General features: G+C 67.8%; 13 protein-coding genes. 5 read left to right on the plus strand and 8 right to left on the minus strand.

Translation table 11 applies throughout. The annotated features are described in order from the left end of the window. Window positions 1–225: 225 nt before the first annotated feature. The 4 genes from IB273_RS07000 to IB273_RS07015 form a co-directional block, all read right to left on the minus strand. Window positions 226–1,665, minus strand: a complete 1,440-nt coding sequence (locus IB273_RS07000) for an aldehyde dehydrogenase family protein (RefSeq protein ID WP_192223647.1) — start codon at window positions 1,663–1,665, stop codon at window positions 226–228. A gap of 13 nt (window positions 1,666–1,678) precedes the next feature. Further along, a complete protein-coding gene (gene kdgD, locus IB273_RS07005; RefSeq protein WP_081519705.1) occupies window positions 1,679–2,590 on the minus strand; it encodes a 5-dehydro-4-deoxyglucarate dehydratase in 912 nt (303 codons plus the stop codon). Between the two features lie 138 nt (window positions 2,591–2,728). After that, a complete protein-coding gene (locus IB273_RS07010) occupies window positions 2,729–3,469 on the minus strand; it encodes a FadR/GntR family transcriptional regulator (RefSeq protein ID WP_081519704.1) in 741 nt (246 codons plus the stop codon). Window positions 3,470–3,681: 212 nt separating this feature from the next. Next, window positions 3,682–4,053 (minus strand): DUF6306 domain-containing protein, encoded by a 372-nt coding sequence (locus IB273_RS07015; RefSeq protein WP_192223648.1) that lies wholly within the window; start codon window positions 4,051–4,053, stop codon window positions 3,682–3,684. Window positions 4,054–4,434: 381 nt separating this feature from the next. Between IB273_RS07015 and ccoN the strand changes: the two genes are divergently transcribed. The 5 genes from ccoN (at window position 4,435) to IB273_RS07040 (ending at window position 9,058) form a co-directional block, all read left to right on the plus strand. Further along, window positions 4,435–5,880, plus strand: coding sequence for a cytochrome-c oxidase, cbb3-type subunit I (ccoN, locus tag IB273_RS07020; RefSeq protein ID WP_192223649.1), 1,446 nt, complete (start codon window positions 4,435–4,437; stop codon window positions 5,878–5,880). A 10-nt stretch (window positions 5,881–5,890) separates the two neighbouring features. Continuing rightward, on the plus strand, window positions 5,891–6,094 hold the full coding sequence (locus tag IB273_RS07025; protein ID WP_081519702.1) for a hypothetical protein: 204 nt from the start codon (window positions 5,891–5,893) through the stop codon (window positions 6,092–6,094). Between the two features lie 122 nt (window positions 6,095–6,216). Beyond that, the gene (locus IB273_RS07030) at window positions 6,217–7,350 is read left to right on the plus strand and encodes a CBS domain-containing protein (protein ID WP_192223650.1); all 1,134 of its coding nucleotides are present in this window, start codon (window positions 6,217–6,219) and stop codon (window positions 7,348–7,350) included. Between the two features lie 74 nt (window positions 7,351–7,424). Further along, entirely contained in the window at window positions 7,425–8,285 is an 861-nt protein-coding gene (locus IB273_RS07035; RefSeq protein WP_151187316.1) for a LysR family transcriptional regulator, read from the plus strand. 113 nt (window positions 8,286–8,398) lie between these two features. After that, the gene (locus tag IB273_RS07040; RefSeq protein ID WP_192223651.1) at window positions 8,399–9,058 is read left to right on the plus strand and encodes a hypothetical protein; all 660 of its coding nucleotides are present in this window, start codon (window positions 8,399–8,401) and stop codon (window positions 9,056–9,058) included. A 274-nt stretch (window positions 9,059–9,332) separates the two neighbouring features. Here the strand turns inward: IB273_RS07040 and IB273_RS07045 are convergent, their stop codons facing one another. The 4 genes from IB273_RS07045 to IB273_RS07060 are packed head-to-tail and all read right to left on the minus strand — an operon-like array spanning window position 9,333 to window position 25,552. Beyond that, on the minus strand, window positions 9,333–10,523 hold the full coding sequence (locus IB273_RS07045) for an HlyD family efflux transporter periplasmic adaptor subunit (protein ID WP_192223652.1): 1,191 nt from the start codon (window positions 10,521–10,523) through the stop codon (window positions 9,333–9,335). Continuing rightward, entirely contained in the window at window positions 10,513–12,672 is a 2,160-nt protein-coding gene (locus tag IB273_RS07050; protein WP_151187318.1) for a type I secretion system permease/ATPase, read from the minus strand. The genes IB273_RS07045 and IB273_RS07050 overlap by 11 nt, the downstream gene beginning before the upstream one ends. Continuing rightward, window positions 12,672–13,916, minus strand: coding sequence for a TolC family protein (locus IB273_RS07055; RefSeq protein WP_192223653.1), 1,245 nt, complete (start codon window positions 13,914–13,916; stop codon window positions 12,672–12,674). Before IB273_RS07055 ends, IB273_RS07050 begins: the two co-directional genes overlap by 1 nt. A gap of 17 nt (window positions 13,917–13,933) precedes the next feature. Next, window positions 13,934–25,552 (minus strand): Ig-like domain-containing protein, encoded by an 11,619-nt coding sequence (locus tag IB273_RS07060; protein WP_192223654.1) that lies wholly within the window; start codon window positions 25,550–25,552, stop codon window positions 13,934–13,936. Between the last annotated feature and the right edge of the window lie 251 nt (window positions 25,553–25,803).

Raw genomic sequence — 25,803 nt, forward strand, 5'->3', positions numbered from 1 at the left:
CGCGGCGATGTGAGATCGGACGGTTCTGCATGACGACCTACCTGCGAAGTTGAGCGGAGTGGGACAGCTCTGGGCGCGGTCAGCGCCTGGGTTCGCGGGTACGTGTCGACGGCGGGCAGTCGATGGTCATGGTATTTCCCCTGCTTTGTTCTTGTGTCGGGGTTCGGGTCATGTCTTGTGCAGCGGATGGCGCTAGCAGGCGCCACCCGCGGGTACTGCTATCGGTCAGGCACCGACGTAGGCGGTCTTCACCGTGGTGTAGAACTCCTGGGCGTAGCGGCCCTGCTCGCGCGGCCCGTAGGACGAGCCTTTGCGACCGCCGAACGGCACGTGGTAATCCACGCCGGCGGTGGGCAGGTTGACCATCACCATCCCGGCCTGGGCGTGCCGCTTGAAGTGCGCGGCATGCTTGAGCGAGGTAGTGGCGATGCCGGCGGACAGGCCGAACTCGGTGGCATTGGCCTGGGCCAGCGCTTCGTCGTAGTCCTTCACCTTGAGGATGCTGGCCACGGGGCCGAAGATTTCCTCGCGGTTGATGCGCATGTCGGGGGTGGTCTCGTCGAACAGCGCCGGGGCCATGTAGTAGCCCTCGGTGGCCAGCGACAGGCGCTCGCCGCCGAACAGCAGGCGTGCGCCTTCGTTGCGGCCGATCTCGACGTAGTCCAGGTCCTGGCGCAACTGCGCTTCGGAAACCACCGGGCCGATGTCGATGCCGTCCTGTAGCGCATTGCCTACCTTGATCCGGCGCATGCGCTCGACCATGGCTTCGACGAAGCGCGGGTAGATGCCTTCGGTGACGATCAGCCGGCTCGACGCGGTGCAGCGCTGGCCGGTGGAGTAGTAGGCGCTCTGCACCGACAGCTCCACGGCGCTGGCGAGGTCCGCATCATCGAGGACGATCTGCGGGTTCTTGCCGCCCATCTCCAGCTGCACCTTGGCGCCACGGGCCACGCACTGCGCGGCGATGCGCCGGCCGACGCCGACCGAGCCGGTGAAGCTCACGGCGTCCACCTGCGGGTGGTTGACCAGGGCCTCGCCGATCACGCTGCCACGGCCCATCACCAGGTTGAACACGCCGTTGGGGAAGCCGGCGCGGGAGATGATTTCCGCCAGCGCCCAGGCACTGCCGGGCACCAGGTCGGCAGGCTTGATCACCACGCAGTTGCCGTAGGCCAGGGCCGGGGCGATCTTCCACGCGGGGATGGCGATGGGGAAGTTCCACGGGGTGATCAGGCCGACCACGCCCACCGCTTCACGGGTCACCTCGACGCTGACGCCGGGGCGCACCGAGGGCAGCAGGTCGCCGGCCAGGCGCAGGCATTCACCGGCGAAGAACTTGAAGATGTTCCCCGCGCGGCCGACTTCGCCGATGGCTTCGGGAAGGGTCTTGCCCTCCTCCCGCGCCAGCAGCGCGCCCAGCTCGGCGCGGCGGGCGAGGATCTCGCTGCCGACCTTGTCCAGCGCGTCGGCGCGGGCCTGCACGTTGCTGTTGGACCAGGCCGGGAAAGCAGCGCGGGCCGCCTCCACTGCCTGGTTGACCAGCGCGGCGTCGCCCAGCGCGTAGTCGCCGACCACGTCGGACAGGTCCGACGGGTTGCGGTTCGGGGTTGCGTCGCTAACGGCCAGCCACTGGCCGTCGACGTAGTGCGAATACTGTTGAGCCACGGGAACCTCCGGCTTACTGCGGGCCGAGTTTCTTGATCAGCGCGTCGAGCATCTCGACTTCTTCGCCGGTGAGGTCGGTCAGCGGTGCGCGCACCGGGCCCGCGTCATGGCCGACCAGCTTGGCGCCAGCCTTGATGATGCTCACGCCGTAGCCTTCGCAGCGATTGCGGATGGCCAGGTACGGCAGGAAGAAATCGTCGATCAGGCGGTTGACCGTGGCGTGGTCGTCGCTGGCGATGGCGTTGTAGAAATCGATGGCGGTCTTCGGGATGAAGTTGAAGACGGCGGAGGAGTACACCGGCACGCCCAGCGCCTTGTAGGCCGCTGCGTAGACCTCGGCGGTCGGCAGGCCGCCGAGGTAGGTCAGGCGCTCGCCCAGGCGGCGGCGGATGGCGACCATCGGCTCGATCTCGCCGATGCCGTCCTTGAAGCCGATCAGGTTCGGGCAGCGGTCGGCCAGCTTTTCCAGGCTGTCGGCGTTGAGGCGGCAGACGTTGCGGTTGTAGACCACCACACCGAAGTCCACCGAGCGGCAGACCTGCTCGACGTGGGCCACCAGGCCTTCCTGGCTGGCTTCGGTCAGGTAGTGCGGCAGCAGCAGGATGCCGGCGGCGCCCTGCTTCTCGGCTTCCTGGGCGTAGGCGATGGCCTGACGGGTCGGGCCGCCGGCGCCGGCGAGGATCGGTACCTGGCCACGGCAGGTATCCACCGCGGTCTTGATGATCGAGGAGAACTCGTTGGGCTCCAGCGAGAAGAACTCGCCGGTGCCGCCGGCCGCGAAGAGTGCACTGGCTCCGTAAGGGGCCAGCCACTCCAGGCGGCGGGCGTAGGTGTCCGCGCGGAAGTTGCCCTGGGTATCGAAGTCCGTCACGGGGAACGACAGCAGACCGGACGAAAGGGTGGACTTCAGTTCTTGTGGATTCATTGGCGATCACCCTGCAAAGCGAATTTTTATAGGAAGAGGTGCAACGACAATCGGCTTATGGCGTCATGTTGTCGGTCATCGTACAACTACAAACAAAAGCCGACAAGTCGTCAGACAACCTTTTCTTCCGTCCGCTCGTCAGCCGAGTTTTTCCTCGGCCGATTCGTGGGCACGGCGCAGGCGTTCGCGGGAGTTGGTGAGGTGCAGGCGCATGGCGGCGCGGGCGGCGTCGGTGTCGCCGCGGGCGATGGCGTCGAAGATGTCTTCGTGCTCGCGGTTGACCCGCGCCAGGTAGTGGCTCTGGTCGTCATGGGCCAGGCGCGCAGAGTTGAGGCGGGTGCGCGGGATGATGCTCGCCCCCAGGTGGCTCATGATGTCGGTGAAGTAGCGGTTGCCCGTGGCTTCGGCGATGCGCAGGTGGAACTGGAAGTCCGAGGCCACCGCGTCGCGGCCGTTGGCCTGGCTCTCCTCCAGCGCATCCAGGGCGTCGCGCAGGCCCTGCAGCTGCTCGGGGCTGCGGCGCTGGGCGGCGAGCCCGGCGGACTCCACCTCCAGGCTGATGCGCAACTCCAGCACAGCCAGCACGTCACGCAGGGTGACGATGGTCGCCGGGTCGATGCGGAACGGGCCGTCCTTGGGCGTGTCCAGCACGAAGGTGCCGATGCCGTGGCGGGTTTCCACCAGTCCCGCGGCCTGCAGCCGGGAGATCGCCTCGCGGACCACGGTACGGCTGACGCCCTGCTCGGTCATGATCGCCGACTCGGTGGGCAGCTTGTCGCCAGGCTTGATGCGACCATCGCGGATACGCGCGGAAAGCTCGGCGACCACGTCATGGGCGAGGCTGCGGGAACGTTTGCGGGGAAGCGGACTGGTCGGCATGGTGGTCGCTGGAATAGATGAAGTGGCGGTCATCGTACAACATCGGGATGGCGCCCGGCCATGGCTGGCCAGTTGTGTGATGACTCTGCCCTGCCCCTTCCGCCGATGCCACATCGCGCGCAGGAGCGGACTCCGTCCGCGATGGCTTCGCCCAGCTCCTTGTTTGGCCGGAGTGGCACCGAACCGATCGCGGACGGAGTCCGCTCCTACGCTCATTGGTGTAACCGCAGTACCGCCTCCAGCTCTTCGCGCAGCCAGGGCTCATGGATTTCCGGCAGGCGCTGCGTGATCTGCCGGGCAACCCAGCGCTGGCCACGGCCGATGAAGTCGAAACGCAGCTCCAGGTCGTCGATGGCCATGGCACTGGCATGGAAGTCGCCCACGCCGGTATCCGGCGTGGCGCCCAGTCGTTCCAGGCAGCGCCGCAGGCGCCGGCAGCTTTCCGCCTCGCCCTGGTGCAAACGCTCCAGGCGGTGGCGTGCCACGGCCTCGTCGGCCTGCCGCAGGCTGTCGAGCATCACCCGCGCACCAGCGCGCTCGGCGCGCATCAAGGTCTGCAACCAGTCAATCAGATCGTCGGACATGAAGCCCCCAGGTCATCGCGAAGGCCCATCCTAGACCGTCTCGCGAAACGGTTTTAAATGAATTGAATTGCACTGACGCTGCAATTTTCCGAATACATCCAGCCCGCGCCGTACCTCTTCATTTCCGCTGCGCCGCTCGTCGGCCTTGACCCCGGACAAGGCATTGCAGAGCGGCCGCGTGCCAGCTCTTCGCTTTCAAATCAAAATAACTGCACTTATGCAGCATTATTATTCGTTTGTTGCATCCATTGCGTCTGTTCAGACTGATCGGGCTCCCTGCGGCGAATTGCCTCCTACCTTGCCTCTTCGCCGATTAAGCAACGCTTAGCACTCTCGGGTGCCCAGGGAGCCGTCAGTCAACCGGAGTACGACGGAATCAAGATGGACAGCGCGATACCCCTCGATCAGCACACCCCCCGCGACGCCGAATACAACTACGACATCGTTCGCCGCTTCACCCTCACCACCCTGGGCTGGGGCATCTTCGGGATGCTCATGGGCGTGTTCATCGCCGCCCAGCTGGTGTGGCCGCAGTTGAGCCTGGAGATGCCCTGGACCAGCTTCGGGCGCATCCGGCCGATCCACACCAACCTGGTGATCTTCGCCTTCGGCGGCAGCGCGCTGTTCGCCACCTCTTTCTACGTGGTGCAGCGCACCTGCCGTGTGCGGATCATCTCCGACAGCCTGGCCAACCTGCTGTTCTGGGGCTGGCAGGCGAGCCTGGTGGCCATGGTGATCAGCTACCCGCTGGGCATCACCACCTCCAAGGAATACGCCGAGATGGAGTGGCCCATTGCCGTCTGGGTGACCTTCCTCTGGCTGATCTATGCCTACCTGTTCTTCGGCACCATCGCCCGGCGCAAGGTGCGCCACATCTACGTCGGCAACTGGTTCTACGGTGCCTTCATCGTGGTCACCGGGATGGTCCACGTGGTCAATCACCTGGCGATCCCGGTGACACTGTTCAAGTCCTATCCGCTCTACTCGGGCGCCACCGACGCGATGATCCAGTGGTGGTACGGCCACAGCGTGGTGGGCTTCATCCTCTCGGTGGGCTTCCTCGGCATGATGTACTACTACGTGCCCAAGCAGGCCGAGCGGCCGATCTACTCCTATCGCCTGTCCATCGTGCACTTCTGGGCGATCATCACCCTGTACATCTGGGCCGGCCCGCACCACCTGCACTACACCGCCCTGCCCGATTGGGCGCAGTCCCTCGGCATGGTGATGTCGCTGATCCTCCTGGCGCCCAGCTGGGGCGGCATGATCAACGGCATGATGACCCTCTCCGGTGCCTGGCATAAGTTGCGCACCGACCCGATCCTGCGCTTCCTCGTGGTGTCCCTGGCGTTCTACGGCATGTCCACCTTCGAAGGCCCGATGATGGCGATCAAGACAGTGAACTCGCTGTCGCACTACACCGACTGGACCATCGGCCACGTGCACGCCGGCGCCCTGGGCTGGGTGGCGATGATCTCCATTGGCGCGCTCTACCACATGATCCCCAAGCTCTACGGTCGCGAGCAGATGCACAGCGTCGGGCTGATCAATGCGCACTTCTGGCTGGCAACCATCGGCACCGTGCTGTACATCGCCTCGATGTGGGTCAACGGCATCACCCAGGGCCTTATGTGGCGCGCGGTGAACGAGGACGGCACGCTGACCTACTCCTTCGTCGAGGCGCTGGCGGCCAGCCATCCGGGCTACATCGTGCGGCTGATCGGCGGGTCCACCTTCGCCAGCGGCATGCTGCTAATGGCCTGGAATACCTGGGCCACGGTGCGCGCCGGCAAGCCGGTGTCGAACCTCGAAGCGGCTGCGGCCTGAGGACGCGACGATGCTGCTGAGCCTTATCGGCCTGATCGCCTGTATCGCCGCCTGCTGGCAATCCTGCCGCCATGATGACGAACAGGCTGCGCTGCTGCCCTTCGCCGACGACCCGGAAGCCGCACGGCGCATGAGCGCGGCCACCGGCCGGCACTGCGAAAGGATCGTCCAGCCGCTGCCGGAGCCGCCACCGCCCTACCGACTGCGCGCCTGATCTCCGACGCCAGTGATTTCCTGCTCCACGGACGGAGCCTCCCCGAGTGCCGATGTTGGCACCTTGCAGGGCTCTTTCCCGCGAGAGCCCGTTTTTTCAGACTTCGCTCCCCGGACCTTCCGATGCCCGCCCTCACCGGCTGGCGGCACCGCGCCGCCGCGTACCTGCCCGACATTCCCCATACCCGCCCGCGCGAATGGCTGCGCGCCTCGCTCGGCGCCAGCCTGGGCTTCCTGCTCAGCGCCGCCACCTGCGGCCTGCTGTTCGGCTCCTCGGTGGCGCTGCACTTCGCCGGCCCCTGGGCCGCTTCGGCCGTGCTGCTGTTCGCCGTATCCTCCGGCGCCCTCGCCCAGCCCTGGTCAGTGATCGGCAGCTACCTGTGCGCCTCGCTGGTGGCGCTGCTGATCGGCCTGTTCCTGCCCGCCGGCATCGCCAGCGCGGCCCTAGCCCTCGGGCTGAGCCTGCTGCTGATGTACCCGCTGCGCTGCCTGCATCCGCCGGGCGGTGCGCTGGCCTTCTGCATGGTTTTCGCCTCACCCGCACCTGGCGAGCCGGTGTGGATGGCATCGCTGCCGGCAATCAGCGGCGGCCTCGGCCTGGTGCTGCTTGCGCTGCTGTTCAACAACCTGACACGCATGCCCTACCCGCGCCGCCGCAGCCTCGCGCCGGACAACCACCAGACCCAGGACCCGGCCCCCGGCGCGCGGGTCGGCATCCAGGCCGCCGACCTCGACCAGGCGCTGGACGAGCTTGAGGGCTTTGTCGACATCACCCGCGACGACCTCGAGCGCCTGGTGCGCAGCACCGAGCGCCACGCCCTGCGCCGCAGCATGGGCGAGACCCGCGCGCGGGAGGTGATGTCCCGCGACCTGATCTGCGCCTCGCCGGAAACCCCGCTCAGCCACGCCCTGCGCCTGCTGGTGAAGCACCACCTGAAGGCCCTGCCGATCCTCGACGAGGAGCGCCGGCTGGTGGGCATCGTCAGCCTGATCGACCTGCTGGTGCCCAGGGGCGCCTGGTGGAAGCGCCTGCTCGGCGGGATCGGCCTGCGCCGCGACCGCCTGCTGGGCGAGGTGATGACCCGCCCGGTGCTGCATGTGGATGCCGACACCCATGCGGTGGAACTGATCCCGCTGCTCTCCGACCACGGCCTGCACTGCCTGCCCGTGCTGGAGCGCGGCGAACTGGTGGGCGTGATCACCCAGACTGACCTGATCGCCGCGCTGGAGCGCGACCTGCTCAGTCACCTGGGCTGACCGCGCTTTCAGTTCGCCTGGGCTGACAGCCCTTTCCGTTACACTGGCCGCCTGAATCGCGCAGAAGCCTTCGCATGGACATCGACCTCACCCGCACCTTCCTGGAAATCGTCCGCCACGGCAGCTTCGTGGCCGCCGCCGACCGCATGCACGTCACCCAGACCGCCGTCACCGCGCGGGTGCAGAAGCTGGAGGCACACCTCAACTGCACGCTGTTCGTGCGCAACCGCGCCGGCGCCCGCCTGACGCCGGACGGCGAGGCCTTCGTCACCTACGCCAACCAGATCCTGCAGACATGGGAAGCCGCCCAGCGCGACCTGCCACTGCCCGAAGGCATCCACAACGTGCTGCACATCGGCGGCGAGGTGAGCCTGTGCAACCCGCTGATGCTGCGTTGGGTCAGCCGTATCCGCCAGACCATCGGCGACCACGCAGTGCGCGCCGAGATCGGCGACGGCCAGAGCCTGCTGCGCCAGCTGGAGCTGGGCGTGCTCGATGCCGCCCTGGTCTACCAGCCGACCTACTGGCCGGGGATGCAGGTGGAGCAGTTGCTGGAGGAGAAGCTGATCCTGGTGCGCGCGCAGAACCCCGAACCCTACGTCTACATCGACTGGGGCGAAGGCTTCCGCCAGCAGCACGACAGCGCCCTGCCGGAACTGTCCAAGGCGCCGGTATCGTTCAACCTCGGCCCGCTGGCATTGCAGTACATCCTGGAGAACGGCGGCTCGGGCTACTTCCGCACGCGGGTGGTGCAGAGCTACCTCGACCGCAAGGTGCTGCGCCGCGTGCCCAAGGCACCGGAGTTCAGCTACCCGACTTATCTCGTGTATTCGCGGGACCGCGACTCGCAGGCGCTGCAGCAGGCCTTCGCGGTGCTGCGCGAGGTGGTGGCGCAGGACCCGGACTGGTCGCAGCGCTGGGACCCGATGATCTGAGCCGCCAGAGCCGGGCAGGATCAGAATCCTATGAACCCTCCTCCAGAGTAATCTCATAGGGGCAAATCGGCCTCACTTCCACCATGGCGCCCTCTTTCTCCAGTGCGCCCACCATGAAACCGCTTTCTCTCATCCGCCACTCGCTGCTGCGCCCCTGGCTGATAATGCTGTCGTGCGTCGCCTCGCTGGCACAGGCGACCGACAGCAACACACCTCCCGAGCTACTCCGCCTGGCCACAGCCCAGTTCACCGTTGGCGCGCCGCTGTGGCGTTCCCTGATAGTGGGCAACCTGGTTACCGAAGCGAAACTCGTCACGCTGGAGGGCGCCCGCAATAACCTGGGCTCCGGCGAGTGGCAACACGACATGGACGGCGAAGACAGCCGCGACTGGCTCTGCTATTGGCTCCCGCATGCAAGGCTGGGCCTATGGCTGGTTTCCGACGCCAGGAAGACCGATGGCAGCCATCGCATCACGCGCATCACCCTGCGCAACCAGCCCCAGCCACAAACCACCAGCGCGTGCGCGGCACTACGGTCTCCCCAGCTTTCGCTGTCGCTCGATGGCTATGACTGGATTGGTGCGTCGAGTGCGGAAGTGCAGGCGGTCATGGGAGTCTCGACACCGCCGGCGGACGGCTGGTGGCGCTTCGAACATCACCGCCGGATCGAAGGCAAGTGCGATAGAACCCGATACCGCACCAACTGGCTCTGGCTGCACTTCGCCAGAGGCCGCGTGGATGAGATCGACGCTGGGCAGATCTCCAACTGCTGAGTGTGCCTGGGCACAGTCCACGGCCGCCGTAGGAGCGAGCCCGCCCGCAAGCCCCGCCCGGACAACCATGGCAGGCAGGCTCGCCCCTACAGGTACCACGCCCTTGTCCTCCCCAGGTTCCCGGCCCTTTCCTGTCAGGGGAAGGAGGCGTATGCCGGGTGTTCCTGTGTTCGCAAAACCTTCGCGGACAAGGTCCGCAGCCCTCACGCTGATACGCAGGGCGGATAACCCGCTCCGGGTTATGCGCCCTGCGCGGCTGCCCTATTAGCCGCGGTTACATCAACCGCGCCTTAAGCAACGGCCGCAGCAGGTAGTTCAGCACGCTGCGCTTTCCGCTGAGGATGTCCACCTCGGCGACCATGCCGGGGATGATCGGCAGCACCTCGCCGTTGCGCATCAGCTGGCTGCCGTCGGTCTTGATCAGCACCTGGTAGTAGTACTCCTTGCCGTGCACCGTATCTTCTTCGATCGTGTCGGCGCTGATCTGTTCCAGGGTGCCCTTCAAATCCCCGTAGATGCTGTAGTCGTAGGCGGTGATCTTGACCTTGGCCGGCATGCCCGGCACCAGGAAGGCCACGTCGCGCGGCTTGACCTTGGCTTCCACCAGCAGGCGTTCCTCCACCGGGATCACCTCCATGATCGGCTCGCCCGGCTGCACCACGCCGCCGCGGGTGCTGATCAGCACGGTGTTCACCCGCCCGCGCACCGGCGAGAGGATTTCCGTGCGGCGCAGCTGGTCCTTGCGCTGCTGGACGATGGGCTCGATCTGCGCCAGCTGGGCCTTCTTCTCCTGCCGCTCGGTGTAGGCATCCTGGAAATAGGTGTTCTTCAGCTCGGTGAGCTTGCCGCTCAGGGTAGCGATGTCCTGGCTCAGCTTGAGTGCTTCCATCTGGCTCACCGCGCGGCGCTCCACCAGCGGCTTGACCAGCGCCAGCTGGCTCTGCGCCAGGCGAACCTGCTGCTGCAGCGAGCGGGTGTTCTCCTCCAGCTTGTCCCGCCGCGACTTGAACAGCTCACGTTCGGAACGCGCCACCGGGCCGTCGGCGGGCACGCCTGCGGGGAAGACGATGTGGTCCTGGCCCATGACTTCCGCGTCCAGCCGGGCGATGGCGGCACCGAGGACCTCGGCCTGGTTGGCCGCTTCCTGCCAGGAGGTCTCGAAGTGCGTGCGGTCCAGGCGCACCAGCGGCTGGCCGACCTGCACCAGCTCGCCCTCCTGCACCAGCAGACGGTCGAGGATACCCCCCTCCAGGCTCTGGATCTTCTGCATGCGGCTGAAGGGCACCACGCGGCCATCGCCTCGTGTCACCTCGTCCAGCTCGGCCCAGGCTGCCCAGGCGACAGCGGCGACCAGGCTCAGCAACAGCGCCCAGAGCAGCGGCCGCGACACCGGGTGGCTGGAAACCAGCAGCGGGTCCTGCAGCTCGCGGCGCAGGCGTTCGGCAGCGCGGGTTTCACTGGCCATGGACGGCTCCTTCCTGTCCGGGAATCTGTACGGTGCGGTCCTTGACGATCTGGTCCAGGGCGCCGTCCATCACCACCTTGCCCTGGCTGAGCACCACGGCACGGGTGGCCACGGCGAGCATGGTCTTCTTGTGCGTGGTCATCACCAGGGTGCGGCCTTCCAGCCAACGCTGCAGGTAGCCGATGACGTGCAGCTCGGTGCTCTGGTCGAAGGTCGCGGTGGGCTCATCGAGCAGCACCACGGGCGGGTCCTGCAGCAGCACGCGGGCCAGCCCCACGGCCTGGCGCTGACCGCCGGAAAGGCTGCCGTTGCCCAGCAGCGGCAGGTCCAGCCCCAGCGGGTGCGAGCGGACGAAGTCGCCCAGGCCGACGCCATCCAGCGCCTCGAACATCTCGTCATCGCTGATCGCCGCGCCTTCCAGGTTGAGGTTGTCGCGCAGGGTGCCGTAGAACAGCGCGACATCCTGCGGCAGGTAGCCGATGTGACGGCGCCGGTCGGAAGGGTCGATCTGCGCGATGGCCACGTCGTCCAGCAGCAGACGCCCGGACTGCGCGTCGTACAACCCGGCCAGCAGGCGCAGCAGGGTCGACTTGCCGGCGCCGTTGCCGCCCAGCAGCGCAACGCGCTCGCCGGGGCGGATCTCCAGCGCAGCGATGTCCACCGCCGGCGGGTTCTCGCCGTGGGCCAGCTTCAGCGCCTCCAGGCGGTAGTGCCCGGCGAGGCGCTCCTTGCGCACGAAGCGCTTGTCCTGCGGGCGCTCCATGGGCGCCTTCATCAGCTGGTCGAGCCCTTCCATGGCGACCCGGGTGTGCTGCCAGCGACCGAGGATGCCGGCGGCCTGGGACAGCGGCGCCACCGCACGAGCGGCAAGGATGGAACAGGCCACCAGCGCGCCGACACTCAGTTCGCCGGCACTGATGCGGTACACGCCGAACACCACCACGCCGATGTAGCACAACTGCTGCACGATGCTCGCGCCATAGGACAGCGCCGTGGTCAGCGTATGCGTGCGCATGGCATTGCCGGCCAGTTGCGCGGTGAGGTTTTCCCAGAGGTGCAGGCAGCGACCCTCGGCGCGGGTGGCCTTGACCGACTCGAGGTTCTCGATGGATTCGAGCAGGATGCCGTTCTTCACCGCGCCCTCTCGCAGGTTCTCCCGCGACAGCCGCGCCAGCACGCCCTGGCAGAACAGTCCGGGAATCAACATCAGCAATGCCGCCACCGCCGGCACCCAGACCAGGTGCCCGCCGATCAGCGCAATGATCAACAGGAACAGCAGCACGAACGGCAGGTCGCTGATCATCGCCGCACTGGAGGCGGTGAAGAATTCACGCACGCCCTCGAACTCGCGCACCTGCGTACTGAAGGCGCCCACCGAACCGGGCTTGGCCGCCAGCCGGGTGTTGAGCACGCGCTCGAACAGGAGCGTGGAAAGCTGCAGGTCGATACGCTTGCCCATGGTGGTCAGCAGGTGCCCGCGCAACCCGCGGATCACGCCTTCCAGCACGATGGCCAGGCCCACGCCGCTGGCGAGTATCCACAAGGTGTCCATGGCCGCGTTGGGCACCACGCGGTCATACACCTGCATGGCAAACAGCGCCGAAGCAATCGCCAGCAGGTTCGCCATCATCGCCGCCATGGCGACTTCGAAATACGAACGCCAGAGCCGCTTCAGCGGGCCGAAGAACCAGTGATCCGGCTCACGCCTGGCGAAGTCGCCGACGCGCCCGTCCGCCCGGTAACGGCACTTGGCGAAGATCGCAACACCGCTGTAGCGATGCTCCAGTTCGGCCCGCGCAATCCGCTCGACGCCGCCATCACTGTGCGGCACCAGCACGCTGGCGGTCTGCTCATCCTGCTCGCAGAGCACCAGGGTGCCGCCGTCTTCGAGCAGCAGCAGCGCCGGCAGCAGGTAGTTATCCATCTTCGCCAGGGCCAGGCGATCGACCCGCGCGACTATGTCCGCGCGGCGCAAGGCGCGGGGCACAAAACGCAGCGGCAGGCGGCCCTGGTGCAGCGGCATGCCCTCCCCCAGCTCGGCCACGCCCAGTGGCCGGCCCAACTGCCGGCAGAGCAGCGAAAGGCCCTGGCGCAGGGGATCGGTCTCGGCTTCGTGATCCGCCAGCAGAACCACATTCTCGGCGTTCATCAGGAGGCTCCCGGGGCCAGGTGGTTTTCCAGCAGCGGCCCGAGCAGGCCGATCTGCGCGGCGGCACGGTACTCCACGCGCTTGCGCTCGAAGCGCAGGTTGGCCAGTTGGCGCTCGGCCTCGAAGCGCTCGCGCTGCACATTGAGCAGGTCGATCACGTCGCGCCGGCCGACCTCGAACTGGTCCCGGTAGACGCCACTGACCTGCTCCGATTCGCGCACCTGCTGTACCAGCGAATCCTGCCGCCAGCGCAGGGTGTCGTCGGTGTCGAAGAGGGTCTGCAGCTTGCGCTTGATATCGCGCTGCATGGCGTCGCGGGTCCAGCGGGTGGACTCCAGGTGCTGCTGGGCGGCGGTGGGTCGGCGGAAGTTGGACAGACCTTCGAAGGTATCCATGCGCAGGCGCAGCGACACCACCGAGTCGTTTTCCAGGTGCCCGCCGATCTCCCGGCGCAGCGACGAGGCCTCCAGGTTCACCTGCGGCAGCAGCGAGGCCTTGCTCTCGCGCAGCTTGGCCTCGGCCACTTCGGCGTCCTCGGCGGCCTTGCGGTAGAGCGGGCTGTCGACGATCAAGCGATTCATGTCGGTACCGACCAGGTAGCGTTGCATGGACAGGGGCTCCGGTTCGGCGAGGTCGGCCGGCGGCTTGCCGACCAGCACTTCGTACTGGTTGCGGGCGTCCTGCAGGGCGCCCTTTTCCAGCGACAACTGCTCCTGCGCGCGGGACAGCTCGAGGTTGGCGCGGTCCAGTTCGCTGCGGTCGGAATAGCCATCGCCGCCGCGTGCCTGGGTCATCTCGCGGATGTCGCCGAGGCGCTGGATATGCTCGCGTACCGTCTCGATCCGCGCCTGGGCGGCGAGCACGTCGAGGTAGGTCTCGGTGATGTCCAGCGCCGCATCCTCGCGGCTCACCAGCGCGGTTTCGTCGAGCTGACGGTGGCTGGCCTTGGCGCTGTCCACCTTGCTCTTCATCTTGCCCCAGTCGTAGAGCATCTGGGACGCAGTGAGGTCGTAGACCACCTCGCCAAAGTCGAACTCGTTGGGCCCGCCGGACATGCTCACCTGCGGGTAGTAGCCGCCCTTGCTGATCTCCACATCGGTCTTGCCGCGCTCCGCTTCCGCCACTGCGGCGCGGACTTCGGGATGGATGGCGAGGCCGGCGCGCACGGCCTCCTCCAGTGTCTGCCCCTGGCCTGCCGCGCTCACCAGCAGCAGGCCGTACAGCCAGGCGTTGCGTAGTGTCATCCAGTTGTTTTCCTTGTTCAGGACACGACGACGTGGACGGTGTTCTCCTCCACCAGCAGCGTGGTGTTGCCGAATGAGTAGACGTCGTAACTGACGCCGCTGTGGACCTGATTGGCGCCGGTATCCACCGCGCCCCTCACGGTGAGGGTGTCGTTGGTGTCACCGGTGATCTGCAGGACGTTGTTGGCGTCGGTCACCGCATCGACCTGCGCCGCGGTGAGGGTCAGGCTGCTGGGCGCGGCGTCGCCCTTGCCCAGGCTGATCCGCTCGATGTTGGTCATGGTCCCGGTGAACAGCGAGCCGTAGGTGAGGTTGATGCCGCTGTCGAGGATCACCGTGTCGAAGCCGGCGCCGCCGTCGACGCTCTTGAAGGTGGTCGACTGCAACTGGATGGTGTCGTTGCCATCGCCCGCCTGCACGATGTCGCCCGTGCCGACATGGAGGAACAGGTCCGCTCCCGCGTTACCGTAGAAGTGCTCGGTGCCACTGGTGCCCATCAGTACGTCCGCGCCGGCGGTGCCGCTGACGCTGATCTCGCCCAGCGCCAGGCCAAGGCCGGAGCCGGTCAGGGAAATGCCGTAGGTCGCGCTGGCGTGGCCGGCGGCGTCGTAGGCAATCAGGTTGATGCTCAGCTGGCTGCCCAGGTTGAGCAGCTGGGTGACGGACAGGCCGAGTTGCGCCAGCAGGTCCGGCGCAAGCAGGTTGATGGTGAAATGGCCGGTGCTGTCGACGATGGGGTGCAGCGCGACGTTCAGCAGCGGCGTGATGACCTCCACGCCCAGGCTACCGCCGGCGATGGCCGTGCCGCTGAGGCCCAGCACCGGCGGCAGCAGCCCGACGGCGAGGCCGAGGTTGCCGATGGTGACGGTGTTCTGGGTCAGCACGTTCTCCAGGTTGATGCCCACCAGGTTGCCGACGTTGCCTGCCGCATCACGGGCGCCGACGGTGACATTGGCGTCCAGCAGCTGGTCCCAGCTCATGGCGGTGGCCAGGCCGCTCAGCAGGTCCAGCGAAGCGAGCCCGGCGTTGCTTGCCGAGACTTCCGTATGCGACACCAGCCCGAGCAGCTTGGCATCCACCAGCAGGGTGCTGCTGGGCTCGGCGCCGATGGTCAGCAGGTTGCCCACCAGTGACAGCACCGGGTTGGCCGGCGCGATGGTGTCGAGGGTGAAGTTCGCCGGGGTCGCTGTCAGCCCGCCGTTGACGTCGGCAGTGACGGTCGCCGCGCCCTGCGGGATCGCCGCCACGCCGGCCGCCGGGAGCATGCTCACCAGCACAACGCCAGCGGTGATTTCCGCCGCCGTGAGCACATGGGCCTGGCTGAAGGTATAGCCGCCGGGGCCGTTGTAGCGCAGGGTCAGCGTCTGCCCGGCGCGAGCGCCGGCCGTCAGGCCCACACGCACCTGGATACCGTCGGCCAGCTCGGCCTTGTTGATGTAACCGTCGGCGGCTTCGGCGATGGTCAGTACCGGTCGCGTGAGGTCTGGCGCCTGCACCTGAATGGTGGCTCCGGCATTGCCGGCAGCATCCACCGCGTTGACCGTCAGCAGCTGCCCCGCCGTCAGCGCCGGGCTGAGGTTGACGGTGAAGTTGCCGCTGCCGTTGGCCTGCACCGTAATCGGATTGGCCGCGTCGCCATTGATGACCACCTTCACCGTACTGTTGGCCTCGGCGATGCCGGTGAGCACCGTGCCATTGGCGGAAACGCTCAGACCGCTGGGTGCGACCGGCGCCACGCTATCGACGCCAATGGTGGTCGCCACGCTGGTGTTGCCGGCGGCGTCCTTGGCCGTGACGCTGACCTGGGTGTTGTTCGCCAGCGGGCTGCCGGGGGTGAAGCTCCAGTTGCCGGTGGCATCGGCGGTGACCTGCGCGATGACAGCGCCGCCGACCTTGAGAATCACCGTCGAACCGATCTCTGCCGTGCCACTGAGGACCGTGCCATTGCTCGGCGCGACAACCGGCGCGGTCGGCGCCACGGCGTCCACCGTGACGCTGGCGGCGACGCTGGTATTGCCCACGGCATCCTTGGCCACCACGCTGACCTGCACACCGTTAGCCAGCGCCACGCCGGGGGCGAAGCTCCACTGGCCCTGGGCATTGGCGGTGACCTGGCCGATGACGTTGCCGCCCACGCTGAGTACCAGCGTGGAACCGGCCTCGGCAGTACCGGCCAGCAGCGCGCCGTTGCTCGGATTGACCACCGGCAGCGCGGGTGGCAGCGCATCCACCGTGGTGGTGGCGGCAACCAGGCTGATATTGCCGGCGGCGTCCCTGGCCACCGCGCTGACCACCACGCCATTGCCCACCGGCGTGGTCGGGTTGAAGGTCCAGATACCGCTGGCATTGGCCGTGACCTGGCCGAGCAGCGCACCGTTGGCGCCACTGATGATCACCGTCGAATTGGCTTCGGCGGTGCCGGTGAAGGTCACGCCATTGCTGGCGGCGATGGTCGGCGTGTTGGGCGCGACGCTGTCCACGGTGACGCTGGCGGCGACGCTGGTGTTGCCCGTTGCGTCCTTGGCCACCACGCTGACCTGCACGCCATTGGCCAGGGGCACACCGGGGCTGTAGGTCCAGTGCCCGGAGCCGTCGGCAACGACCTGGGCGATGGGCGCGCCAGCCACGCTGAGCACCACCGTGGCGCCCGCTTCCGCCGTGCCGGCAAGCACGCTGCCATTGCTCGGCGAGACCACCGGCACGTTCGGCGCTACCGCATCGACCACCACGGTGGCGACGCCGCTGAGGTTGTTGCTGGCATCGCGGGCCACTGCGTTGATCACGGTACCGTCGACCAGCGGCGTGCCCGGGGTGAAGCTCCAGTTGCCGTTGACATCGGCACTGACCTGGCCAATGGGCAAGCCGCCGGTGGTGGTCAGGAGGATGGTGGCGTTGGCTTCGGCCGTGCCGCTGATGACCGTGCCGTTGCTCGGGGTGATGACCGGGACCGCCGGCAGGCTCGCGTCGATGACGACGCTGGTCGTCAGGCTGACGTTGCCGACCGCGTCGCGAGCGCTGATCACCACTTCCAGGCCGTCGGCCAGCGGCGCGTCCGGCACATAGTGCCAGTTGCCGTTGGCATCGGCCTGGGCCGAGCCGATCAGGTTGCCCAGGCCATCGCGCAGGAGGACCGTCGTGTTGGCTTCGGCAGTACCCGCCAGCACGGCGCCATCGCTGGGCGTTACGGTGGGCGCCAGCGGCGCCAGGGCATCGATGGTGACACTGACGCTCGCGCTCAGGTTGCCAGTGGCATCTACCGTCACGGCGTCCACGACCGTACCGTTGGCCAGCGCCGAGGGCACCGGGAATGACCAGGTGCCGTCACCTTGCACCTCCACCCGCGCCAGCTCCACGCCATCGACGCTGAGCACCACGGTCACGCCCAGTTCGGCAGTGCCGCTGAGCAGCGTGCCATTGCTGGGGTCGATCACCGGCGGCTCGGGCGCCTGGCTATCGACCACCGTGGAAGCGGACCCGCTGGTGTTGCCGGCGGCGTCCTGGGCCACTGCGGTGACTGCAGTGCCGTTGGCCAGCGCCGGGCTGGGGGTGAATGCCCAGTCGCCGCTGCCGTTGGCCTGGGAGGTGCCGATGAGGTTGCCGTTGCCGTCAGTGAGGACAACGGTGGCGTTGGCCTCGGCGGTACCGGCCAGTTCGGTGCCGTTGCTGGGTTCGATGGTCGGCGGCGGCGGTGCGACGTTGTCGACCGTGGTGCTGACCGAGCCGCTGGTGTTGCCGACCGCATCGCGGGTGGCGGCCTGGATGACCACGCCATTGCCCAGCGGCGTGGCCGGGTCGAAGGACCAGTTGCCGGCACCGTCGGCGACGGTGGTGCCGATGGGATTGCCGCCGCCATCGGTGAGCACCACGGTGACGCCGGCCGTGGCGGTACCGGTGATGTGCACGCCATCGCTCGGATCGATGGTCGGGCTGGCCGGCGCCACGGCGGCCACCGTGGTGCTGGCAGAACCACTGGTGTTGCCCGCAGCGTCCTGCGCCACGACGTTGACCACGGTGCCATCGGGCAGAGGGACACCCGGCGCGAAGGACCACTCCCCGGAGCCATTGGCCGTGACCTGGGCGATGGGGTTGCCGTTGCCATCGGTGAGGATGACCGTGGCGTCTGCCTCGGCAGTGCCCGTGAGCAGCGCGCCGTTGCTGGCATTGATGGTTGGGATGGGCGGCGCCAGGTTGTCCACCGTGGTGGTGGCCGCGACGCTGGTGTTGCCGGTGGCATCCCTGGCCACGGCATTGACCACAGTGCCATCGGCCAGCGCTGTGCCAGGGGTGAAGGTCCAGTTGCCGCTGCCATTGGCGGTGGTCTGACCGATCACGTTGCCGTTGCCGTCGGTGAGCAGCACGGTGGCATTGTTCTCCGCCGTACCGTGCAGTTCGGTGCCATTGCTCGCCGCGATGGTCGGTGCGACGGGTGCAACCGAGTCCACCGTGGTGCTGACACTGTTGCTGGTGTTGCCGGCGGCGTCCTTCGCCACCGCATTGACCACCGAGCCATCGGCCAGAGCCGGGCTTACGGCCAGGCTCCAGGCGCCATTGGCGTCGGCGCGCACCTGACCGATGGCGTTGCCGCCGCCGTCGGTCAGCAGCACCAGCGCATTGGCTTCGGCGGTGCCAGTGAGCAGCGTGCCGTTGCTGAGGTTGATGGTCGGGTCGGCCGGCGCGGTGGTGTCCACCGTGGTGCTGACCGAGGAACTCTGGTTGCCGGCCGCATCCACCGCAACGGCATTGACCGTGGTGCCGTTGGGTAGAGCCGGCGATGGCGTGTAGGTCCACTTGCCGTTGCCATCGACGCCGACCTGGGCAATCGGATTGCCGTTGCCATCGGTGAGCACGATGCTCGCCCCGGCCTCGCCGGTGCCGCTGAGCACGTTGCCGTTACTGGGCAGAATGCTCGGCGTGGTCGGCGCGGTGGTGTCGACCACCGTGTTGACCACGCTACTGGTGTTGCCGGCGGCATCCTGGGCCACGGCATTCACCGTGGTGCCACCCACCAGCGGCGGGTTGGGGGTGAAACTCCACTGCCCGGTGGTGGCATCGGCGACGACCTGGCCGAGGGGGCTGCCGTTGCCGTCGGTGAGGAGCACCGTGGCGCCCGGCTCGGCGCTGCCGGTCACCACGTTGCCATTACTGGCGTTGATGGTCGGGGCGATGGGCGCCACCGCATCCACCGTGGTGCTGGCGGACGCGCTGGCGTTGCCGGCGGCATCCTGCGCGACGACATTGACCACCGTGCCGTTGGCCAGCGGCGCAACGGGGGAGAAGCTCCAGTGCCCGGTGCCATCGGCGGTGGTCTGCCCCACGGGGTTGCCGTTGCCATCGGCGAGGATCACCGTGCTGCCGGCCTCGGCGGTGCCGCTGAACTCGGTGCCGTTGCTCGGGACAATGGTCGGCGTATCGGGCGCCAGGGCATCGATGGTGATGGCACTGACGCCACTGGTGCGGCCCTCGACCACGGCCACGGCCACCACTTCGGTGCCATTGGCCAGGGGCAAGCCGGGTTCATAGCTCCATTGGCCGCTGATGGGGTCCGCAGTGACGCGGGTGATCTCGTTGCCGTTGCCATCGCTCAGCACGACCTCCGCGCCGGGCACGGCAATGCCGGAGATCACACTGCCGTTGCTGGCATTGATGATCGGCGCGTCAGGCAGGGTGTTGTCGACCACCACGCTCTGCAACGGTCCCTGGTTGCCCGCCGCGTCACGCGCTACGGCGTTTACCGTGGTGCCGTCGGGCAACGGGCTGGCCGGCGTGAGGCTCCAGTGGCCGTTGGCGTCGGCGATGGCCGTTCCCAGCGGGTTGCCGCTGCCGTCGCTGAGCAGCACGGTGCTGCCGGCCTCTGCGGTCCCCGACAGCAAGGCGCCGTTGGTGGCGTTGATGACGGGCTGCCCCGGCGGCACCGCGTCGATGGTGACTGGGGTCGGCTGGCTGATGTTGCCCGCTGCATCGCGCGCGGCGACCTGCAGTACTTCTCCGTCGCCGACGGCGCTCGTTGGAGTGATGCTCCACTGCCCCGTCACCGGGTCGGCGGTCGCGCTGCCCAGCTCGACGCCGCCACGGCTGATGGTCACGGTACTGCCGGGCTCTGCGGTGCCCGTGAGCACGCTGCCGTTGCTCGCCGCAACCACAGGCGCCGCCGGCGGCGTGGCATCGATGATGATGCTCGCCACCGAGCTGGCGTTACCGGCGGCGTCCTGGGCGATCACGTCGATCTTCGTTCCGTCGGCCAGCGGCGGGTTCGGGGTGAAGGTCCAGTTGCCGTCCGGGTCGGTGGTGGCCTGGCCGATCAGTACGTTGTTGGCGTACACGAGGGTGATGGTGCTGGCGATCTCGGAGGTCCCGGTGATGAGCGTACCGTTGCTCGGGTCGATGCTCGGCGCCAGCGGTGCGGAAGCGTCCACCACCACGCTGTCGCTGCCACTGGTGTTGCCGGCGGCGTCCTGGGCTACCGCGCTGACCGTCACGCCATTGCCCACCGGGGTGGTCGCGGTAAAGCTCCAGCGGCCTTCGGCATCCACCAGGGCGCGGCCGATTTCTCCATCCGGCCCGCTGAGGATGACCGTGCTGCCCGCCTCGGCCGTACCGGTGAAGGTGCTGCCGTTGCTCGGGAGGATGTCCGGCGCGCCGGGGGCGAGCCCGTCCACGCTGCCGTTGACGATCGGCGTGGTGTTGCCGGCAGCATCGGTGCCCTGCACCGAGATGGCCGTACTATCGGCGATCGGGCTGCCGGGCGTGTAGCTCCAGCGCCCGTCCGGGCCGACCTGCACGCGGGCCACTTCACTGCCGGCGACATTGACGATGACCGTACTGCCGATCTCGCCGGTGCCACCCAGTGCCAGGCCATTGCTCGGGTCGAGTGTTGGAATGCTGGGGGCGCTGGAATCCACCGTCACCTGCACCGGGCCGCTCTCGTTGCCGGCTGCGTCGCGAGCGACGATGGTCACCACGGTGCCGTCGGCCAGGGGTTGGTCCGGGGTGAAGGTCCAGCTGCCACCCACGCCCACCGTGACCTGCCCCAGCGCATTGCCGGCGCCATCGGTGAACACCAGGGTGCTGCCCTCTTCCCCCGTACCGCTGAGCACGGTGCCGTTGCTCGGCCCGGCGGCAGGAGTCGTCGGTGCGCTGGTGTCGATGGTCAGCGTGGTGCCATTGCTGGGATTGCCGGCCGCATCGGTGGCGACCACGGTCACGCTGCTGCCATCGGGCAGCGGCGACGCCGGGGTGATGCTCCAGTTGCCCTGGTCGTCGGCGGTGGTCTGCCCCACCGGGTTGTTGTTGCCATCGGTCACCGTGACGGTGCTGCCCGGCTCGGCAGTACCGCTAATCTGCGTGCCGTTGCCGGGGTTGACCAGCGGGTCGGCCGGCGGCGTGCTGTCGACGGTCACCGTGGTGGTTTCGCTGCGGTTACCGGAGGAATCCACGGCGACGACGCTCAGGGTCGCGCCATCGGGCAGCGGCGTGCTCGGGGTATAGCTCCAGGTGCCGCCGGGGCCGACCGGCACCTCGGCGATCACCTGGCCGTTGGCGGAGATCACCACCACCTGCGCATTGGGTTCGGCGGTGCCGCTCAGTTCGGCGCCGGTGCTGGGGGTGACCACCGGCGCAGCCGGCGGCTGTGCATCCACGGTCACGCCCACCGTGCCGCTTTCGTTGCCCGCCGCGTCGCGGGCCATCACCGTCACTTGGGTGCCGTTGGGTAGCGCCGGCTGTGGAGCGAAGCTCCAGACACCGCCGCCATCGGCGATGGCCTCGCCGATGACGTTGCCGCCGGCGTCGCGGATGATCACCGTGGCGTTCGCCTCGGCAGTGCCGGTGAATAGCTGGCCATTGCTCGGATCGACCGCTGGGCTTGGCGGCGCCACGGAATCCACCGTGGTGTTCGCCGGCTGGCTGACATTGCCGGCCGCATCGGTCGCCGTGACGTTGACCAGCGTACCGTCGGGCAGGGCCGTACCGGGTGTGAAGGTCCACTGGCCGTTGTCGTCTGCCGTGACCACGGCGATGGGGTTGCCGCTGCCGTCGGTGAGCGTGACCGTGGAGCCTGGCTCCGCCGTGCCCGTCAGGGTTACGCCCATGCTGCCGTTGATGGTGGGCGCAGCCGGCGCCACGGAGTCCACCGTGCCGACAATGGGCACGCTTTCATGGCCGCTGACCGGGTCGACGGCGACCACCTGGTAATCGGAGCCGTTGGCCAGCGGCGAAGCCGGCGTGACGCTCCAGTTGCCGTCGCCATCGGCGGTGGTGCGGCCGATCTCGTTGCCGTTGGCATCGCGCACTATCACCTGCTGGCCGGCCTCGGCGGTGCCGCTGATGACACTGCCGTTGCTCGCATCCGGCGTCGGCGGCGTGGTCAGGTTGCTGTCCACCGTCGTGGTGGTTTCCGCGCCGACATTACCCGCCGCATCGCGCACCGCCAGGCGCAGCACGAAGCCAGTGGGCAATGCCTGGCTGAAGCGGAACAACCAGAAGCCATTGAGGCCCACCGCCGCCTCTCCCAGGGGCTGGCCGGAAGCATCCATGATCACCACGGTGCTGCCCGGCTCGGCGGTCCCGCTGATCTGCGTGCCGTTGCTCGGCCCGGCCGAGGGCGCAGTGGGCGGCAGGTTGTCGACGGTGATCTGACCGACCTGGCTGACGTTGCCCGCCGCATCCGTCGCGGTGGCGCGCACCTGGGTACCGTTGCCCAGGGGCGTGCCCGGCGTGAACGACCAGTCCCCGGTGATCGGGTCGGCCACCACCTGGGCAATGGGGTTGCCGTTGCCATCGGTCAGCGTCACCGTACTGCCCGGCTCGGCCAAGCCATGCAGCACGTCGCCGTTGCTCGCGTCGATCTGCGGAGCATCGGGCACCTGGCGGTCCACGATCACAGGCGTCGGCTGACCGACGTTACCGGCAGCGTCGCGGGCAACCACGGAAACCTGCGTGCCGCTGGGCAAGGCCGACGGCGGCGTGAAGCTCCACTGCCCGGTGCTGGCGTCGGCCGTGACCTGGCCGATGGGATTGCCATTGGCATCGAGGATGATCACGGTGGCGCCTTGCTCGGCGCTGCCACTGAAGCTCAGACCATTGCTGGCGTTGACCTGCGGCGGTGGCGGCACGACGGCGTCCACCACGACACTGGTGGGCGGGCTGGGGTTACCGGCGGCGTCGACGGCCCGGACCACCACCACCGCTCCGTCGGGCAGCGAGGCTCCGGGAGTGAAGGACCATGCGCCGCTTAGACCGTCGGCGCGCACCTGGCCAATGGGGTTGCCCTGGTTGTCGACGAGGGTCACCAGGCTACCGGGCTCGGCGATACCACTGAGAACGGTGCCGTTGCTGACGTCCACCTGGGGCGCATCGGGAGCCACCCCGTCGACGACCAGGTTGACCACCTGGCTCTGCTGGCCGCTCTGCGGATCCACCGCGACAACCTGCAACTGGGTGCCATCGGGGAACTGCACGCCGGGGATGTAGCTCCAGTGACCGTCACCATCGGCTGTCACGATCGCGATCGGATTGCCGTTGGCGTCGCGAATCTCCACGCGATCACCGACATCCGCCAGGCCGCTGATGTTCGAACCGTTGCTCGGATCGACCGTGGGCGTCGAGGGAATGCTGGAATCTACCGTGACGCTGGCCGCCGCTCCGGTGTTGCCGGCAGCGTCCGTAGCCGTCACCGATACCACTGCGCCATTGGCCAGCGGCGGGTTGAAGATGAACTGCCAGTGGCCGCTGCCGTCGGCCTGGACCTGGCCGATCACATGGCCGTCGGCATTGCTCAGCAACACCGTGCTGTTGGCTTCCGCGATACCACTGAACAGCCCGCCATTGCTCGGATTGACCGTGGGCGCCGCTGGCGGCTGGGTATCCAGGGTGGTCTGCGCCGGGCCGCTGAGGTTGCCGGCAGCGTCCTTGGCGACGGCGGTGACCTGGGTGCCGTTGGGCAAGGGCGAACCGGGATGGTAGCTCCAGTGCCCGGTCCCATCGGCAACGACGGTCGCCAGCGGGGTTCCGTTACCGGTGGTGAGGACGACAGTTGCACCGGCCTCCGCCGTTCCCTCCAGCCCTCCGGCATTGCCCGAGGTGATGACGGGCGTGCCGGGCGCGATGCCGTCCACCGTGACGCTGGTGGAACCGCTCTCCCCCTGCGGCCCGCGTGCCACGGCATTGACCACGGTGCCGTCGGCCAGCGGAGTGAGGGGGGTGAAGCTCCAGTGGCCATCGCCACCGACCAGCGCCACGCCGATCAGGGTGCCCTGGGCGTTGGTCAGGTAGACCTGGGTGCCGACCGTCGCGGTGCCCTGGATGAGGTGGCCGTTGCTCGGGTCGATCACCGGTGCGGGCACGCTCCCGCCCGGCGCGTGGATGGTGGCAATCGGGCTGGCGTTGCCGGCTGCGTCGCGGACGATGATCGAAACGATCTGCCCGGCTGGCAGCGGCGAATCGAGGTTGAGACTGAAGCGGCCGTCAGGCCCGACCTGCGCGGTCAGGTCAGGGATGCCGTCATTGTTCAGGTCGATGGACAGCGAGCTGCCTGGCTCGGCGATCCCGGCAAGGCCCCTGCCGTCGGCGCTGATCGTCAGGTCATGGGCCGGTTCCGGCGGCGTCGTGTCGGGCCCGTTCACCAAGGTCGGCGGGCTGGTATTCCCGGCCGGGTCGGTCACCGTCACCGATACACCCTGGCCGTTGGTCACCGGAGCCGGGAGGGTGATCTCGAAATGCCCGTCGGAGCCGGCAACCCCGGTGGCGTCGGGGATGCCGTCGCCATTGGTGTCGACCTTCACGGTGGAGCCCGGCTCGGCGCTGCCGCTGACCTTGCTGCCATCCTCCGACACCGCCACGCCCGTCGCGGCACCCGGCGCCGTGGTATCCGGCGCAGTGACGGTTGTGCCGGAACTGGCGCTGCCGCCATTGGGCCCGCGCACGACCACGGTGACATTCTCACCGTTGCTCAGTGGTGGGCTGACGGGCACCTGGAAGTTGCCGTTGCCATCCACTGGCGCGGTGTAGTCGGGCTGGCCATCGCCGTTGACGTCCACCTCGACGGTCGTACCCGGCGTGGCACGGCCGGTGATCACGCCACCGTCAGGGCTGACCGTGACATCGGTCGCCGGCGCGGGAGGCGCTGGTGGGTTGCTGCCGCCTCCACCACCGCCACCGCCACCGCCGCTGCTGGCGATGGCGGCACCGCCGGCAATCACCGCGGCGCCGGCGAGGATGGTCCCGGCAGTTCCCAAGCCGGCAATACCACCGGCGGCGCCCGCATTGCCTGCCGCTGCGCCGGCCTCGGTGAGTGACTCGAATCCGGCATCGATGGGCTCGGCGGCATAGGTAGGCATCAGCGTGCCGTCAGCGGCGACCTGATCCAGTTCGGTCACCACCAGGTCACCCTTCTCGTCCACCAGGTAGAGCTGGCTGGGCGGCTGGCCTTCGGCAAAGAAGTTGGCGATGCGGAGGGTCTCGCCATCCTTGAGCTGCACCACGAGGTCGGCGCCGACCTGCTGGTAACTGGCGACCGCGTCGGCAGTGACGTCCAGGGCCACGTTGCTGGCCTGCTGAAGAACGATGCGCCCTTCGACCGTCTGCTGCGTGGCGGTGGCCACCTGCACCTGAGACGCCACGACCTTCGCCTGGATCGCCATGCTGACTTCCTCTGCCCGGAATAATGTTTTTGTTTATGGCCAGAAAGAGATAGCAGCTTCTGTGCAGCGCGCCGGAAGCGCTCCGAAAGGCTCTTGGACGAAGGGTTTAATTGAAAGGTAGTAACCTATGCACCGGGCAGTAAGTTCAGATTTTATTGATCAATGGAAGATAGGATCGCCATCAACTACCGCTGCGCTTTTTGACAATTATTTGACATTTGCCGCAGGCGCCGTGCGCTCTGCTCTTTCGC

It is taken from the genome of Pseudomonas sp. PDM19, assembly GCF_014852215.1.
Lineage (GTDB): Bacteria > Pseudomonadota > Gammaproteobacteria > Pseudomonadales > Pseudomonadaceae > Pseudomonas.